This is a genomic window from Buttiauxella cochleicola, assembly GCF_021282405.1.
Lineage (GTDB): Bacteria > Pseudomonadota > Gammaproteobacteria > Enterobacterales > Enterobacteriaceae > Buttiauxella > Buttiauxella massiliensis.
The window spans coordinates 26,318-42,609 of the sequence record NZ_JAJSOU010000007.1; the positions used below are offsets into that span (position 1 = coordinate 26,318).

At 50.3% G+C, this 16,292-nt stretch carries 13 protein-coding genes; 10 read left to right on the plus strand and 3 right to left on the minus strand.

From position 1 onward, the window contains the following. Positions 1 to 22: 22 nt before the first annotated feature. Positions 23 to 1,135 (plus strand): YcbX family protein, encoded by a 1,113-nt coding sequence (locus LVQ79_RS11130; protein WP_232864991.1) that lies wholly within the window; start codon positions 23 to 25, stop codon positions 1,133 to 1,135. Here LVQ79_RS11130 and zapC read toward each other — a convergent pair. Then, positions 1,132 to 1,674: a cell division protein ZapC gene (gene zapC / locus LVQ79_RS11135; RefSeq protein WP_154149524.1), complete on the minus strand. Its 543-nt coding sequence runs from the start codon at positions 1,672 to 1,674 to the stop codon at positions 1,132 to 1,134. The genes LVQ79_RS11130 and zapC overlap by 4 nt on opposite strands. Before the next feature lie 173 nt (positions 1,675 to 1,847). Then, positions 1,848 to 2,858, minus strand: a complete 1,011-nt coding sequence (gene pyrD, locus LVQ79_RS11140) for a quinone-dependent dihydroorotate dehydrogenase (protein WP_151992694.1) — start codon at positions 2,856 to 2,858, stop codon at positions 1,848 to 1,850. Between the two features lie 248 nt (positions 2,859 to 3,106). Between pyrD and ssuE the strand changes: the two genes are divergently transcribed. Genes ssuE through ssuB form a run of 5 tightly spaced genes read left to right on the plus strand, consistent with a single transcriptional unit; the run spans position 3,107 to position 7,360 of the window. Next, the gene (ssuE, locus tag LVQ79_RS11145) at positions 3,107 to 3,682 is read left to right on the plus strand and encodes an NADPH-dependent FMN reductase (protein ID WP_064517580.1); all 576 of its coding nucleotides are present in this window, start codon (positions 3,107 to 3,109) and stop codon (positions 3,680 to 3,682) included. Beyond that, positions 3,675 to 4,646: a sulfonate ABC transporter substrate-binding protein gene (locus LVQ79_RS11150; protein WP_232864992.1), complete on the plus strand. Its 972-nt coding sequence runs from the start codon at positions 3,675 to 3,677 to the stop codon at positions 4,644 to 4,646. Before ssuE ends, LVQ79_RS11150 begins: the two co-directional genes overlap by 8 nt. Further along, positions 4,643 to 5,788 (plus strand): FMNH2-dependent alkanesulfonate monooxygenase, encoded by a 1,146-nt coding sequence (gene ssuD, locus LVQ79_RS11155; RefSeq protein ID WP_232864993.1) that lies wholly within the window; start codon positions 4,643 to 4,645, stop codon positions 5,786 to 5,788. Before LVQ79_RS11150 ends, ssuD begins: the two co-directional genes overlap by 4 nt. A 10-nt stretch (positions 5,789 to 5,798) precedes the next feature. Beyond that, positions 5,799 to 6,590 (plus strand): aliphatic sulfonate ABC transporter permease SsuC, encoded by a 792-nt coding sequence (gene ssuC, locus LVQ79_RS11160; protein ID WP_064517571.1) that lies wholly within the window; start codon positions 5,799 to 5,801, stop codon positions 6,588 to 6,590. Beyond that, positions 6,587 to 7,360: an aliphatic sulfonates ABC transporter ATP-binding protein gene (ssuB, locus tag LVQ79_RS11165; RefSeq protein WP_232864994.1), complete on the plus strand. Its 774-nt coding sequence runs from the start codon at positions 6,587 to 6,589 to the stop codon at positions 7,358 to 7,360. Before ssuC ends, ssuB begins: the two co-directional genes overlap by 4 nt. A 92-nt stretch (positions 7,361 to 7,452) precedes the next feature. Here ssuB and pepN read toward each other — a convergent pair whose 3' ends face one another. Further along, a complete protein-coding gene (gene pepN / locus LVQ79_RS11170; RefSeq protein ID WP_232864995.1) occupies positions 7,453 to 10,065 on the minus strand; it encodes an aminopeptidase N in 2,613 nt (870 codons plus the stop codon). A gap of 266 nt (positions 10,066 to 10,331) precedes the next feature. On the opposite strand from pepN, the gene pncB reads away from it, so the two are divergent. From pncB to LVQ79_RS11190, 4 genes are all read left to right on the plus strand, one after another. After that, a complete protein-coding gene (gene pncB, locus LVQ79_RS11175) occupies positions 10,332 to 11,534 on the plus strand; it encodes a nicotinate phosphoribosyltransferase (RefSeq protein WP_232864996.1) in 1,203 nt (400 codons plus the stop codon). 195 nt (positions 11,535 to 11,729) lie between these two features. Continuing rightward, a complete protein-coding gene (gene asnS, locus LVQ79_RS11180; RefSeq protein WP_232864997.1) occupies positions 11,730 to 13,130 on the plus strand; it encodes an asparagine--tRNA ligase in 1,401 nt (466 codons plus the stop codon). Positions 13,131 to 13,728: 598 nt separating this feature from the next. After that, positions 13,729 to 14,907, plus strand: a complete 1,179-nt coding sequence (locus LVQ79_RS11185) for a porin (protein ID WP_193216210.1) — start codon at positions 13,729 to 13,731, stop codon at positions 14,905 to 14,907. Between the two features lie 188 nt (positions 14,908 to 15,095). Continuing rightward, positions 15,096 to 16,286 carry an amino acid aminotransferase gene (locus LVQ79_RS11190; protein WP_232864998.1) on the plus strand — a complete coding sequence of 397 codons (1,191 nt, stop codon included), beginning with the start codon at positions 15,096 to 15,098 and terminating at the stop codon, positions 16,284 to 16,286. Positions 16,287 to 16,292: the final 6 nt, after the last annotated feature.

Genomic DNA, 16,292 nt, shown 5'->3' on the forward strand with positions numbered 1-16,292 from the left:
ATGCAAGGAGCGCGTGCGTATCATGATCACCCTATCCCAGCTTTATATTCACCCGGTGAAATCGATGCGCGGCCTTGCGCTCTCCCATGCACAGGCAACAACCAGCGGCTTAGCTTTTGACCGCATCTTTATGGTGACAGAACCTGACGGCACTTTTATTACCGCACGTCAGTTCCCGCAGATGGTGCTATTTACTCCGGCCATTATTCACGATGGTCTATTTTTGAGTGCGCCAGACGGCAGTTCCGCCACAATACGCTTTAGCGATTTCCGGCCTGAGGCTGCGCCAACGGAAGTCTGGGGAAACCATTTCACCGCCCAAATTGCGCCAGATGACATTAACCAATGGCTAAGCGGTTTTTTCTCACGCCCGGTACAGTTGCGCTGGCTGGGTGAAAATTTAACGCGTCGCGTTAAACGCCATGAAGAGGTACCACTCTCTTTTGCCGACGGTTTCCCATTCTTGCTGGCTAATGAAGCATCGCTGCGCGATTTGCAAAATCGCTGCCCAGCGAGTGTAAAAATGACGCAATTTCGCCCGAATATTGTGGTCACCGGCGCACAAGCCTGGGACGAAGATAGCTGGCAAGTAGTACGGATTGGCGGCGTCACCTTTGATGTAGCAAAACCATGTAGCCGCTGTATTTTCACCACCGTCAGCCCGGAGCGTGGCCGCAAACATCCGAGTGGCGAGCCGCTGGCAACGTTACAAAAATTCCGTACCGCACTGGACAATGGTGATGTCGATTTTGGCCAAAATCTGATTGCCCGCAATAGCGGTGTGATTCGTGTGGGTGATGAACTCGAAGTACTGGCGACTAAACCTGCGAAAGTTTATGGCGCAGGAGCGACCGAAGAAACTCTTGAGCCTTTCGAGCAGCAAGAAAGTTTGGTGGCGATTGACTGGCAGGGTCAACAATTTCGCGGTAACAACCAACAAATTTTACTGGAACAACTCGAACAACAAGGAATTCGCGTGCCCTATTCTTGTCGGGCCGGGATTTGTGGCAGCTGCCGGATAAAGTTAGTCAGTGGGGAAGTCAAAGCGTTGAAGAAAAATGCTATCAATGATGATGGCACAATCCTTTGCTGTAGTTGTATTCCTGCAGGAGATGTAGAGTTAGCGGGAAATTAAACTGCCTGATCAAGGTTAAGGGCGTGACTTGTTGGTTGCGGCCTTAATCTGTCATTCATCACTTTAATCGCATCACCGAGCTGCATGGTACGGCCAGCAAGTTGCAAGCCTGGTTGCGCTAATAAACACAGTGCGGCGTTGTCACCCGTTTCTACCACCAGCAGATTCACCTGCTGCATATCGTCGCTTAACCACACACAGGCTGCATCGCCCGGTATTGGCTGCCAGCATTCCCCATGAGAGAGAAAGTGCCAGCTTTTTGGCATCTGCGGCTTGAGATAACGAATCGCTACGAGTGCATTTAATACCAGTTCAGCGCGCTGCTCTTTGCTTAATACGAGATCACGACATTTTTCTTCAAAAGAGAAAAATAGAGCTGCATCATCAACACAAAAACCTGTGTTTTCAAAGGCATCAGGAGTAAGCATTTTACGAGGAAAACGGGAACGGAAAAGCATACCATTGGCTAAATCGAGCATCATACGATCATGCTCCTCATCATAATACCAACGCCAATTATCGTCCGGTTTAATCCGCATAATTATTTGCCCTTATCCCCATATACCTGCGATTAGAAATATCCTTATCACCGCTTCGTAAATGAACACATTAATAAAAGACCAATATGTTCAAATTAGCAACAGTGATGGAATATAAAACAACCGGGACTCAAAATAAAGCCCCGGTTGTCCGAAAGTAAAACATTCAGAGATTACAAACCTGAAATGATTTCTTTAATCAGAGGTGGGCCTTTAAATATGAAGCCGGAATATATTTGTACTAAAGAAGCACCCGCTGCCATTTTCTCACGAGCAGCAATCACCGAATCAATACCGCCTACGCCAATAATCGGCAGACGACCATTTAATTCTTGCGACAAGCGGCGAATAATTTCTGTGCTTTTTAACTGAACCGGACGACCACTTAAGCCACCCATTTCATCGCAATATTTCATACCCTGCACCAGGCTGCGATCCAATGTCGTATTGGTCGCAATTACCCCATCAATATTATGGCGTACCAAACTATCAGCTACCTGGATCAATTCTTCTTCAGAAAGATCTGGTGCGATTTTCACCGCCACAGGTACATATTTATGATGCAATTCCTGAAGCGCTTGCTGCTTATTTTTGATTGCAGATAACAGATCATCCAGCGCATCGCCGTATTGCAACGTGCGTAATCCAGGGGTATTTGGTGATGAAATATTAATCGCTATATAACCCGCGTAAGGATAAATTTTATCCATGCAGATCAAATAGTCATCTTTCCCTTGTTCAACTGGAGTGTCTTTATTCTTACCAATATTGATGCCAAGTACCCCGTCAAAATGGGATTTTTTGACATTCTCAACCAAGTTATCAACACCGTGGTTATTGAAACCCATACGGTTAATTAATCCTTCAGCCTCTACCAGACGAAAGATCCTTGGCTTGTCATTACCAGGCTGTGGGCGAGGCGTTACCGTGCCAATTTCAATGGAGCCAAAGCCCATTGCACCCAACGCATCAATGCACTCACCATTTTTGTCCAGACCTGCAGCCAGGCCTAATGGGTTCTTAAAGGTCAATCCCATACAAGTGACAGGTTTCGACGGCACGTTTTGCCGTACCAGCCATTCGAGAGGTGTACCTGATACACGACGCAATTGCTGGAATGTCACTTCATGAGCGCGCTCTGGATCGAGCTTGAATAGGGCTTTACGAACGAAGGGGTAGTACATGAACTCTCCTGGATTCCCGGTATGCAAACCGGGGCGGTATTATCGTCGATAACGTCATTGAATGGAATTGACCTGTGACAAAAAAGGCTGAATCAGCGCAATCGTTTCCCTCCCTCCTTGTTGTTATGCGTTTTTTAGCAATTGTTTTCCAGATAAATCATTTAGTGGAATAAGAGTTCTGCGCGAATATCACACTCAATTGTTATCAATGTTATCTAAAAGCAAACAATTAGTTATAAGGAAACAATATGCGTGTGATTACCCTTGCTGGAAGCCCGCGCTTCCCATCCCGTTCTAGTGCACTGCTGGAATATGCCCGCGAAAAACTGAGCGCTCTGGATATCGAGGTGTGTCACTGGCATCTACAGAATTTCGCGCCTGAAGATTTGCTGTACGCACGTTTCGATAGCCCCGCTCTTTTAGCGCTCATTGAGCAATTGCAGCAGGCCGATGGCGTGATCATCGCAACACCTGTTTATAAAGCTTCATTTTCTGGCGCGCTGAAAACGCTGCTCGACCTGCTTCCTGAGCGCGCACTGGATAAGAAAGTCGTTCTGCCTTTAGCCACTGGCGGTACGGTCGCGCACATGCTGGCAGTCGATTACGCACTAAAGCCTGTCCTTAATGCGCTAAAAGCACAGGAAATCCTACATGGCGTGTTTGCTGATGACAGCCAGATAGCGGATTACCAGCACAAACCAGTGTTCAGCAACAACTTACAACAACGCCTCGATAACTCGCTGGAAACCTTCTGGCAGGCTCTGCACCGCCGGGATTTCATTGTCTCCTCCCCTTTTAAAACGCAAGGAGTTGCTCATGTTTAACTTTCTGAAACGAACCGCGCCCTGGCTTGCACTCGCAGGAACATTAAGCCTGAGCGCTACACTTCACGCGGCTGAAACTGGTCCTGAGCAGCTACGCATTGGTTATCAAAAAGGCTCGGTCAGCATGGTGCTGGCGAAAAGCCACCAGCTGCTGGAAAAAGAGTATCCAAACACAAAATTCCAGTGGATTGAATTCCCGGCGGGCCCGCAAATGCTCGAAGCGCTGAACATCGGCAGTATCGATCTTGGCAGCACCGGTGATATTCCGCCAATATTCGCGCAGGCCGCGGGCGCTGATCTTGTGTATGTCGGGTCTGAGCCTGCAAAACCAAAAGCCGAAGTGATTCTGGTACCGGAAAACAGCCCAATAAAAACCGTGGCGGATCTTAAAGGGCATAAAATTGCTTTCCAGAAAGGTTCCAGTTCCCACAACCTGGTACTACGAGCGCTGCAAAAAGCTGGGCTGAAATTTACCGATGTCCAGCCTGCTTATTTAACGCCAGCAGATGCGCGTGCTGCATTCCAACAGGGCAACGTTGATGCCTGGGCGATTTGGGACCCGTACTATTCTGCGGCCTTGTTAAACGGCGGTGTGCGCGTGTTAACCGACGGCAGCGAGCTGAATCAGACGGGTTCTTTCTATCTTGCTTCACGCCCTTATGCCGAACAAAACGGTCCGTTCCTGCAACAGGTTCTGAAAACATTTAGCGACGCCGATGCGTTAACCCGTAGCCAACGTGATGCAAGCGTCGCGCTGCTGGCAAAAACCATGGGGCTACCGGAAAAAGTGATTGCCACCTATTTCGATCATCGCCCACCAACGGTGATTACACCAGTCAGCGCCGAGACTGCGAAAAAACAACAGCAAACCGCAGATCTGTTTTATGACAACCACTTAGTGCCTAAGAAAGTCGATATTCGTACACGAATCTGGCAGCCCTCAACACAAGGAAACAAGTCATGAGTTTAAATATGTTCTGGTTCTTACCTACCCATGGCGATGGCCACTACTTAGGCAGCAACGATGCAGCACGCCCGGTTGATCACGGTTATCTGCAACAGATTGCTCAGGCTGCTGACAGACTCGGTTTTACTGGCGTACTGATCCCAACGGGCCGTTCTTGCGAAGATGCCTGGCTGGTTGCCGCATCTATGATACCGGTGACGCAGCGTTTGAAATTCCTGGTGGCGCTGCGCCCGAGCGTGACTTCCCCTACCGTAGCGGCTCGTCAGGCGGCTACGCTCGACCGACTTTCAAACGGGCGTGCTTTGTTTAACCTGGTAACCGGCAGCGATCCTGAAGAGTTAGCGGCTGACGGCGTGTTCCTGAATCATGCAGAACGTTATGAAGCGTCATCGGAATTTACCCACGTCTGGCGTCGCGTGCTGGAAGGTGAAACCGTCGATTTCGATGGCAAACACATTAAGGTTAAGGGCGCAAAACTGCTGTTCGCGCCAGTTCAACAACCGCGTCCACCGCTCTACTTTGGTGGCTCCTCGGATGTAGCGCAGGATCTGGCCGCTGAACAGGTTGATCTTTATCTCACCTGGGGCGAACCGCCGCATTTAGTCAAAGAGAAGATCGAGCAAGTTCGCGCCAAAGCCGCAGCTCATGGCCGCACGGTACGTTTCGGCATTCGCTTGCATGTGATAGTGCGCGAAACCAACGAAGAAGCATGGGATGCCGCTAATCGCCTGATTTCTCAGCTTGATGATGAAACCATCGCCAAAGCGCAGGCCGCATTTGCGCGCACCGATTCCGTCGGGCAGCACCGCATGGCGGCGTTGCACGGCGGCAAACGTGACAACCTGGAAATTAGCCCGAACCTGTGGGCGGGCGTTGGCCTGGTGCGTGGCGGTGCGGGTACTGCGTTGGTAGGTGATGGCCCAACTGTTGCGGAGCGCATCAACGAATACGCAGCGCTTGGTATCGACAGTTTTATTCTTTCGGGATACCCGCATCTGGAAGAGGCTTATCGAGTTGGGGAGTTGCTGTTCCCGCATCTTGATGTCGCGATTCCACAAATTCCACAGCCGCGCCTGGTTCATGAAAGGGGCGAAGTGGTAGCCAATGACTTTATCCCGCGCAAAGTGGCGCAAAGCTAAGGAGCCGCCAATGACCCCTTCAACGCACAAACTGTTACTGAGGCTGGCACCGTGGTTTTTGCCGGTTGCGGTTATCGCAATCTGGCAACTCTCTTCGAGCGCAGGCTGGCTCTCGTCGCGAATCCTCCCTTCTCCTGAAGGGGTGGTGATTGCATTCTGGAATCTCTCAGCCAGCGGTGAATTATGGCAGCACCTGGCTATCAGCTCATGGCGTGCGGTGATTGGTTTTAGCATTGGCGGTTCTCTGGGGTTAGTGCTCGGATTGATAAGCGGCCTGTCTCGCTGGGGAGAGCGCCTGCTGGACAGTTCGATTCAGATGCTGCGTAACGTTCCGCACCTGGCGCTGATTCCGTTGGTGATTTTGTGGTTCGGTATCGATGAATCCGCGAAGATTTTCCTCGTCGCACTCGGTACGCTGTTCCCTATTTATATCAATACCTGGCATGGCATCCGTAATATCGACCAGGGTTTGTTGGAGATGGCCCGCAGCTATGGGTTGTCAGGCTTTAGCCTGTTCGCGCAGGTGATTCTGCCCGGTGCACTTCCTTCGATTATGGTCGGAATTCGCTTCGCCTTAGGCCTGATGTGGTTGACCTTAATCGTGGCAGAAACCATTTCTGCTAACTCAGGAATTGGCTATCTGGCAATGAACGCCCGCGAATTCCTGCAAACCGATGTGGTGGTGGTCGCCATCATTCTTTACGCCCTGCTCGGCAAACTCGCTGACATCAGCGCGCAATTACTCGAACGTGTCTGGCTGCGCTGGCATCCGGCTTATCAGTTGCAGGAGGAGAATGCATGAATACCGCTCGCTTAAACCAGGGGACTCCCCTGCTCCTTAACAGCGTAACCAAACGCTACGGTAATAAAACGATTCTTGATGAGCTGGAATTGCATATTCCTGCCGGACAATTTGTTGCGGTAGTCGGGCGCAGCGGCGGCGGTAAAAGTACCTTGCTACGTTTGTTGGCGGGGTTGGAAAATGCCAACGGTGGCTCGCTGATTGCCGGAAACGCACCACTGCGCGAGAGCCAGGATGAAACACGCTTAATGTTCCAGGATGCTCGCCTGCTGCCGTGGAAATCGGTGATTAACAATGTTGGCCTGGGGCTGAAAGGGAACTGGAAAGAATCGGCGATGAAAGCGCTGGAAGCGGTTGGGCTTGCCAATCGCGCTACCGAGTGGCCGGCTGCCCTGTCCGGCGGCCAGAAACAACGCGTGGCGTTGGCTCGAGCGCTGATTCATCGCCCACGCTTGTTATTGCTGGATGAACCGTTGGGTGCACTGGATGCCCTGACGCGTATCGAAATGCAGGAGTTGATTGTCTCTTTGTGGCAGGAACATGGGTTTACGGTATTGCTGGTGACGCACGATGTTAGCGAAGCCGTTGCGATGGCAGATCGAGTGTTACTGATTGAAGAAGGAAAGATCGGTTTGGATCTGACGGTTGATTTGCCACGTCCCCGTAAGCTCGGCTCTGTCCGGCTGGCTGAACTGGAATCTCAGGTGTTAGAGCGAGTGATGAAACGGCAGGTTATAGAAGAACCGGCACGCGTGGTGCGCACCGGTTAAATTATGTCGGATGTCGCTTACGCTAATCCGACCTGGTCAAACTTTTGTAGGGTGGATTAGCGGTAAGCGACATCCACCTTATAAAAGCGATATTAAGCTAGCGCTTTAGAAATCTTCTCGAACAAATCGCCCGACAAATTCTCCAGCCCTTTCAGCTGTTCCAGCGCTGCACGCATCATGCCCTGACGTTTCTCGTCATAGCGTTTGAGGCGAATCAACGGCTCAATCAGACGCGACGCCACCTGCGGGTTGCGGTGGTTCAGCTCGCTGAGCATTTCCACCATAAACTGATAACCGCTACCATCAAGCGCGTGGAATGCAGACGGGTTAGCCGAGGCAAAAGCACCAATCAGCGAGCGCACGCGGTTCGGGTTACCCATGCTGAATGAACGGTGGTTTAGCAATTCACGCACTTTGCTCAGCGTGTCAGCCGCAGGACTTGTCGCTTGCAACACAAACCATTTATCCATAACCAGACCGTCCTGATGCCATTTCTCATCAAACGCGGCCAGCAGTTCTGCACGGCACGGCAATTGCGCAGCAACTGACGCAGATAAAGCGGCAATAGAGTCCGTCATGTTATCAGCGCTTTCGAACTGGTTACGCACCAGTTGCTCAGCAAGCTGCTTCTCGCCAAAGGCCAGATAACGCAGGCAAGTATTACGCAGCGCGCGTTTGCCGATATCCGCATGCTCGACGCGATAAGCATCGAGTTTGTTGGCGTTGTAAACCGCCAGGAACTCATCAGCCAGCTCGTTTGCCAAAGTACGAGTCAGTGCTTCATGCACTGCAGCAATTGCCTGTGGATCGATTTTCTGGAACAGCTCGGCGATTTCGTTCTGCGATGGCAGCGTCAGAATTTCTGCCGCCAGTGCCGGGTCAATTTTCTCATCCAACAAAATTGCACGGAACGCATCAGCAACATGCAGCGGCAGCGACAACGGCTGGCCCTGTTGGCTGCGGTTGACGTTCAGCTTGATGTAAGTTGCCAGCAGACTTTGTGCCGCATCCCAACGCGAGAAATCGTTACGCGCGTGACGCATCAGGAACGTCAGCTGCTGGTCGCTCCATTTGTATTCCAGTTTCACTGGCGCTGAAAACTCACGCAGCAAAGACGGAACAGGCTGGAAATAGACGTTATCGAAAACAAATGTCTGCTCTGCCTGGGTCACATTCAACACGTGATGAATCGGATGACCATTTTTCTGCAACGGAATCACTTTGCCTTCGTTGTCATACAGTTCGATGTCGAACGGAATATGTAACGGGTGCTTTTCCTGCTGCTCGGAGGTTGGCGGCGTGTGCTGGCTGATAGTCAGCGTGTACAGCTCTTTTTCCGGGTCGTAGTCATCACGCACGGTGACTACAGGCGTACCTGCCTGGCTGTACCAGCGACGGAAATGGGACAGGTCAACGTTCGACGCATCTTCCATCGCCTGCACGAAATCATCACACGTTGCCGCGCTGCCGTCATGGCGCTCAAAGTAAAGTAGCATCCCTTTCTGGAAGTTCTCTTCACCCAGCAAAGTGTGCAGCATACGGATAACTTCTGAACCCTTCTCATACACCGTCAGGGTGTAGAAGTTGTTCATTTCAATGACTTTGTCCGGGCGAATCGGATGCGCCATCGGGCTTGCGTCTTCAGCGAACTGCGCAGCACGCATGGTCCGCACATTCTGAATGCGGTTAACTGCACGTGAACCGAGGTCAGAGCTGAATTCCTGATCGCGGAAAACAGTCAGCCCTTCTTTGAGGCTTAACTGGAACCAATCACGACAAGTCACGCGGTTGCCGGTCCAGTTGTGGAAATATTCGTGGCCGATGACGGCTTCGATATCGAGGTAGTCTTTGTCTGTCGCGGTTTCCGCACGGGCCAGCACATATTTGGAGTTAAAGACGTTAAGCCCTTTGTTCTCCATCGCCCCCATATTGAAGAAGTCGACGGCGACAATCATATAGATGTCGAGGTCGTATTCCAGGCCGAAGCGGGTTTCATCCCATTTCATCGACGCTTTCAAAGAGGTCATCGCCCAGCCTGCGCGGTCGAGATTGCCGCGGTCGACGAACAGCTCCAGCGCCACATCACGGCCAGAACGCGTTTTAAACGTATCGCGCAGGACGTCGAAATCACCCGCCACCAGCGCAAACAGGTAGCACGGTTTCGGGAACGGGTCTTGCCACTGAACCCAATGACGGCCGTTATCCAGTTCTCCTTCGGCAATGCGGTTGCCGTTAGATAACAGGAAAGGATATTTGGATTTATCGGCAATGATTTTGGTGGTGAAGCGCGCCAGAACGTCTGGTCGGTCGAGATACCAGGTAATGTGGCGGAAACCTTCAGCTTCACACTGAGTGCAAAGCGCATCGCCTGAAAGATAAAGCCCTTCGAGCGCGGTATTAGTTGCCGGGCTGATTTCATTAGCGATGGTCAGCGTGAAGGCTTCTGGCAGCGATTCAATAATCAATGCGCCATCTTCCTGGCGATAATCTTCCCAGGCAGCACCGTTGACCGAAATTGAAACCAGCGTCAGGTCTTCGCCATCAAGACGCAGTGGCGCATTCGCCGAGCCCTGGCGGGTAATCTGGCTAATAGCAGTGACCAGGGTTTTTGTGGCATCAAGGTCAAAGGTCAAATCGATATCGGTAATCGTGTAATCCGGCGCACGGTAGTCGTGGCGATATTTGGCTTGTGGCTGTTGTGTCATAAAAAACCTTATATATCTTCCGTAAGTTTTCGGGGTTCAGTCTATTCCTGTTGCTCTAATGTTGCCACGCAGAATCATCAACTTTTCTGGGCATCTGGCGCATATTGCTACATTTATATAACAAGCGGCACGAATTGCCATCGACCCGGATCGGTTCGTGTGTTGTGATCCAGGTTTAATAAACAGATAATCAGGGTATACTCCTGCGTCTTTTATCTGCTTAGCCCTTATGGAAACGCTCCTGTGAGAGGATGCTGCAACGCGCCATGACACGATACGCTTCCCCGATTTTGCAAACGCTTCTGGATACTGACGCCTATAAGCTTCATATGCAGCAGGCGGTTTTCCACCGTTATCACGACGTGAGCGTCGCGGCCGAGTTCCGTTGCCGCGGTGACGATCTGCTGGGCATTTATGCAGATGACATCCGTGAACAGGTTGATTTAATGCAGCACCTCGCGCTGAGCGACGAGGAATTTACCTTCCTGGAAAGTCTGCCGTTCTTTAAAGCAGATTATCTCGCGTGGCTGCGTACTTTTCGCTACGACCCCTCGACAGTCCATATCCGCAATAACAATGGTCATTTAGACATTCGTCTGACCGGCACCTGGCTGGAAGTGATTATGTGGGAAGTGCCGCTGCTGGCCGTGATCAGTGAAGTGGTGCATCAGCATCGTTCACCCGGCGTCACGCCGCAAATGGCGCTGGAGAGTCTGGAAAGTAAGCTGGTTCAATTCAAAGAACTGACAGCAGACACCGACCTTTCCAAATTCCGTCTGATGGATTTTGGTACCCGCCGCCGTTTCTCCCGTGAAGTTCAGGAGGCGATTGTCAGCCGCCTGCAACAAGAAACGTGGTTTGTCGGTACCAGTAATTACGACCTGGCGCATCGACTGAATTTAACCCCAATGGGCACTCAGGCCCACGAATGGTTCCAGGCACATCAGCAAATCAGCCCTACACTGGCGAACAGCCAACGTGCAGCACTCCAGGCATGGCTTGACGAGTATCCTGACAAACTCGGTATCGCATTAACGGATTGCATCACTATGGATGCCTTCTTGCGCGATTTTGACCTCTCGTTTGCCAGCCAATACCAGGGATTGCGCCATGATTCAGGGGATCCAGTCGAATGGGGCGAAAAAGCTATCGCTCATTATCAGAAGCTTGGCATTGATCCAAAAACCAAAGTATTGGTGTTCTCTGATAATTTGGATTTGCCAAAAGCTATTGAGTTGTATCGCCACTTCGCAGCGCGCATCAATTTAAGTTTTGGTATCGGTACTCGCCTGACCTGCGATATTCCACATGTGAAACCGCTGAATATTGTTATCAAGCTGGTAGAGTGTAACGGCAAGCCGGTGGCGAAACTTTCTGACAGCCCGGGCAAAACGATTTGCCACGATAAAGCGTTCGTCCGCGCATTGCGTAAAGCCTTCGATTTGCCACAGGTTAAGAAAGCCAGCTGATTCAGATAAACTCATGGGTGATATTCATTGAGCCCATGAGTTTTCCTATTTATCCCCCCACGCCCCCTTCTTTATTGTATTTCTTGCTCCCTGATGATTTTTCTACTTGTCTGATTGCTCGCGACAGGTAACATAGATAACCCCCCATTGTGGGTAATTTATTTTTGTCATTGACCAATTAATAGAGAGAAAAATATGAGCGTTGTGCCTGTAGCCGACGTACTCCAGGGCCGTGTAGCCGTTGACCAAGAAGTCACCGTGCGCGGATGGGTGCGTACTCGTAGAGATTCAAAAGCTGGTATCTCCTTCCTCGCCGTCTATGACGGTTCCTGCTTCTCTCCTGTACAGGCCGTCATTAATAATACTCTGCCTAATTACAATGAAGACGTACTGCGCCTGACCACTGGCTGTTCAGTCGTTGTCACAGGTAAAGTTGTAGAGTCTCTCGGTCAGGGCCAGAGCTTTGAAATCCAGGCCACTGAAGTTGAAGTGACTGGTTGGGTTGATGATCCTGATACTTACCCGATGGCGGCTAAACGCCACAGCATTGAGTATCTGCGTGAAGTTGCTCACTTGCGTCCGCGTACCAACATGATCGGCGCTGTTGCACGCGTTCGTCATACACTGGCCCAGGCGCTGCATCGCTTCTTCCATGAGCAAGGTTATTTTTGGGTTTCTACACCACTGATTACTGCCTCAGACACCGAAGGCGCAGGCGAGATGTTCCGCGTGTCTACGCTGGATATGGAAAATCTGCCACGTAACGACGCTGGCAAAGTCGATTTCGATAAAGACTTCTTTGGCAAAGAAGCGTTCCTGACCGTATCGGGTCAGTTGAACGGTGAAACCTATGCGTGCGCGTTGTCCAAGGTTTATACCTTCGGCCCAACCTTCCGTGCTGAAAACTCTAACACCAGCCGTCACCTGGCTGAGTTCTGGATGTTAGAACCGGAAGTCGCTTTCGCAAATCTGGACGACGTAGCAGGTCTGGCAGAAGCGATGCTGAAATATGTCTTCAAAGCGGTGCTTGATGAGCGCATGGATGACATGGAGTTCTTCGCAGAGCGCGTTGACAAAGATGCAGTCGCACGTTTACAGCGTTTCATTGATGCTGATTTCGCTCAGGTTGACTACACCGACGCTGTTACAATTCTCGAGAATTGTGGCCAGAAATTCGAAAACCCAGTTTACTGGGGCGTTGACCTTTCTTCTGAGCATGAACGTTACCTTGCTGAGCAACACTTCAAAGCACCGGTAGTTGTGAAGAATTACCCGAAAGATATTAAAGCGTTCTATATGCGCCTTAACGAAGACGGTAAAACCGTTGCCGCAATGGACGTGTTAGCGCCGGGCATCGGTGAGATCATCGGTGGTTCTCAGCGTGAAGAGCGCCTGGATGTGCTGGATGCGCGCATGGCTGAGATGGGTCTGAATAAAGAAGACTACTGGTGGTACCGCGACCTGCGTCGTTACGGCACCGTTCCACATTCGGGCTTCGGTCTTGGTTTTGAGCGTCTGATTGCCTATGTAACCGGTGTTCAGAACGTTCGTGACGTGATTCCATTCCCACGTACACCGCGTAACGCAAGCTTCTAAGTCGTCGTTTTTCAAAGGCCAGCATTGCTGGCCTTTTTTCTGCCTGTCGTACAAACGTCTTTTTTCTTCAACGAAAGTTAAACAAACGTCAATTTCAACCCCTTCCTGCAACTTGCCGGTTACCAATTGTGTCCATGAAACAGACAAACACAAAATAACCTTACTTTCCGCTTGCATCCTCATTCTGGTGTTTGACTTAGCACATTCGGCCAAAATTCACACAGATGTCTGGACATCCAAAAAACACTCAAGAAATGTGCAAATGTAAGCGAAGAATTCACTAAGCCTCTTCTTATACGGATTAAACATAAGTAATTCATATATATAGGAATGGAAAGGTCGAATTTTATACGAAGCGGCTAAGAAGTTTGAGTTAGTTCACAAAGTTCCATAAAATACACATTTAGTTACACATAGTTTCTTCTTGTAACTCACTCTCGATGTTTGTAGCACTTTCAGGCTAGCGAAACGGTTTCATGGATGGAAAGATGCCTGACAGATACAGAAAGACACCAAACTCTCATCAATAGTTCCGTATAGAATTATTGACGGCAGTGGCAGGTGTTACAAAAAAACCTAATGAGGGTAATAAATAATGATGAAGCGCAATATTCTGGCAGTGTTAATCCCTGCTCTGCTGGTAGCCGGTGCAGCTAACGCTGCAGAAATCTACAACAAAAACGGCAACAAACTGGACTTCTATGGTAAGGCTGTTGGTGAGCATGGCTGGACGACTAACGGTCACAGCACAAACGCTGACTCTACCTATGCTCGTATTGGCTTCAAGGGTGAAACCCAGATCAATGACCAGATGATTGGTTACGGTCAGTGGGAATACAACATGACCGCTTCCAACCCGGAAGGCGCTCAGAGCCAAAATACTCGTCTGGCATTTGCTGGTCTGAAATTTGGTGATGCAGGTTCCCTGGATTACGGCCGTAACTATGGCGCAATCTACGACGTAGCGGCTTACACCGATATGTTCGTTGTTTGGGGTGGCGATTCATGGGCTGCTACCGACAACTTCATGACTGGCCGTACTAATGGTGTTCTGACTTACCGTAACAGCAACTTCTTCGGTCTGGTTGACGGTCTGAACTTTGCTCTGCAATACCAGGGTAAAAACGATCGTAACAGTCCAGTTACCGTTAACTATGACGACACTACTGGTACCCCAATCTCAGCTAGCCTGAGTGGTAACGGCGCTAAAGCTAACGGCGAAGGCTACAGCACTGCTGTAACTTATGACTTTGCAGAAGGCTTCAGCGTAGCTGCGGGTTATGCAAACTCTGACCGTACCGATGCACAGAAGAATGCAGAAACAGCATCAACTCCAGCGGGTGTTCGCTATAACGGCGGCGCAAGTGGTGATCAAGCTGAAGCATGGTCTACTTCTGCTAAATACGATGCAAACAACGTGTACGCAGCAGTTATGTATGCAGAAACGCAGAACATGACTCGTGAACCAGATGCAAACTTCGCTAACAAAACTCAGAACTTCGAAGCGGTTGTTCAGTACCAATTCGATTTCGGTCTGCGTCCATCCGTGGGTTACGTGCAGTCTAAAGGTAAGGACCTTGTTGGTCGTAAAGGCTTTGCAGGCGGCGATGCTGACCTGGTTAAATATGTCGAAGTCGGTACCTGGTACTACTTCAACAAAAACATGAACGTTTACGCGGCATACAAATTTAACCTGCTGGACGACAACAGCTACGCACAAGCGACTGGTCAAGAAACTGATGACCAGACCACTGTTGGTATCGTTTACCAGTTCTAATTATCCAGCAACTTTGTTGCAAGGATGATTTAAAAACAGGGCTTCGGTCCTGTTTTTTTATGCCTGAAAAGTAGAAAAACTTATCTTGTGACGGGGGCTGTTTCTTTTTGTTGCAAACGGTTGGCATTTGCTAAAACAGCAGTTAACCTGAGAGCGTTACTCCCTCGATATCACAATGGAAACCCGTCATGTTTGAGAACATTACCGCTGCTCCAGCTGATCCAATTCTTGGTTTAGCCGATCTGTTTCGCGCCGATGACCGTCCGACTAAAATTAATCTCGGCATTGGTGTTTATAAGGATGAAACGGGTAAAACTCCGGTTTTGACCTGTGTTAAGAAGGCGGAGCAGTATCTGCTGGAAAATGAGAACACCAAGAACTACCTCGGCATCGACGGTATTCCAGAGTTTGGTAGCTGCACCCAGGAATTGCTGTTCGGGAAAAACAATGCTCTGAGTGCTAACAAACGCGCTCGCACAGCACAAACCCCGGGTGGTACTGGCGCGCTGCGTGTTGCCGCTGACTTCCTCGCTAAAAACACCACAACCAAACGTGTGTGGGTGAGCAATCCAAGCTGGCCGAACCATAAAAGCGTCTTTAACTCCGCTGGCCTGGAAGTGTGCGAGTATGATTATTACGATGCACAGAACCACTCTCTGAATTTCGATGGCCTGGTCAACAGCCTGCAATCTGCACAAGCTGGCGACGTGGTGTTGTTCCACGGTTGCTGCCATAACCCGACCGGTATCGACCCAACAGCTGAGCAATGGAAAGTCCTGGCAGAGATGTCTCTGGCCAAAGGCTGGTTGCCACTATTCGATTTCGCCTACCAGGGCTTTGCCCGTGGTCTGGAAGAAGACGCAGAAGGCTTGCGTATCTTCGCAGCAAGCCATCAAGAGCTGATTGTGGCGAGTTCCTACTCCAAGAACTTCGGCCTCTACAATGAGCGTGTAGGTGCGTGTACGCTGGTTGCTGCTGATGCAGATACCGTTGACCGTGCATTCAGTCAGATGAAATCTGTGATTCGTGCGAACTACTCTAACCCACCAGCTCACGGTGCATCGGTAGTAGCAACGATTCTTAGCAACGATGCCCTGCGTACTCTTTGGGAACAAGAGCTGTCCGACATGCGCCAGCGTATTCAGCGTATGCGTCACCTGTTTGTAAATACCCTGCAAGAGAAAGGCGCTAATCGCGACTTCAGCTTCATCATCAACCAGAACGGCATGTTCTCGTTCAGCGGCCTGACCAAAGAGCAGGTACTGCGTTTACGTGAAGAGTTTGGTGTGTATGCAGTAGCATCCGGCCGAGTAAACGTAGCTGGTATGACTCCAGACAACATGGCGCCACTATGCGAAGCGATTGTCGCTGTGCTGTAAGCCATA

Coding starts and splice junctions, on each gene's coding strand:
- LVQ79_RS11130 (WP_232864991.1), top strand. CDS start 23: ATGATCACCCTATCCCAGCTTTATATTCACCCGGTGAAATCGATGCGC.
- zapC (WP_154149524.1), bottom strand. CDS start 1,674: ATGCGGATTAAACCGGACGATAATTGGCGTTGGTATTATGATGAGGAG.
- pyrD (WP_151992694.1), bottom strand. CDS start 2,858: ATGTACTACCCCTTCGTTCGTAAAGCCCTATTCAAGCTCGATCCAGAG.
- ssuE (WP_064517580.1), top strand. CDS start 3,107: ATGCGTGTGATTACCCTTGCTGGAAGCCCGCGCTTCCCATCCCGTTCT.
- LVQ79_RS11150 (WP_232864992.1), top strand. CDS start 3,675: ATGTTTAACTTTCTGAAACGAACCGCGCCCTGGCTTGCACTCGCAGGA.
- ssuD (WP_232864993.1), top strand. CDS start 4,643: ATGAGTTTAAATATGTTCTGGTTCTTACCTACCCATGGCGATGGCCAC.
- ssuC (WP_064517571.1), top strand. CDS start 5,799: ATGACCCCTTCAACGCACAAACTGTTACTGAGGCTGGCACCGTGGTTT.
- ssuB (WP_232864994.1), top strand. CDS start 6,587: ATGAATACCGCTCGCTTAAACCAGGGGACTCCCCTGCTCCTTAACAGC.
- pepN (WP_232864995.1), bottom strand. CDS start 10,065: ATGACACAACAGCCACAAGCCAAATATCGCCACGACTACCGTGCGCCG.
- pncB (WP_232864996.1), top strand. CDS start 10,332: ATGACACGATACGCTTCCCCGATTTTGCAAACGCTTCTGGATACTGAC.
- asnS (WP_232864997.1), top strand. CDS start 11,730: ATGAGCGTTGTGCCTGTAGCCGACGTACTCCAGGGCCGTGTAGCCGTT.
- LVQ79_RS11185 (WP_193216210.1), top strand. CDS start 13,729: ATGAAGCGCAATATTCTGGCAGTGTTAATCCCTGCTCTGCTGGTAGCC.
- LVQ79_RS11190 (WP_232864998.1), top strand. CDS start 15,096: ATGTTTGAGAACATTACCGCTGCTCCAGCTGATCCAATTCTTGGTTTA.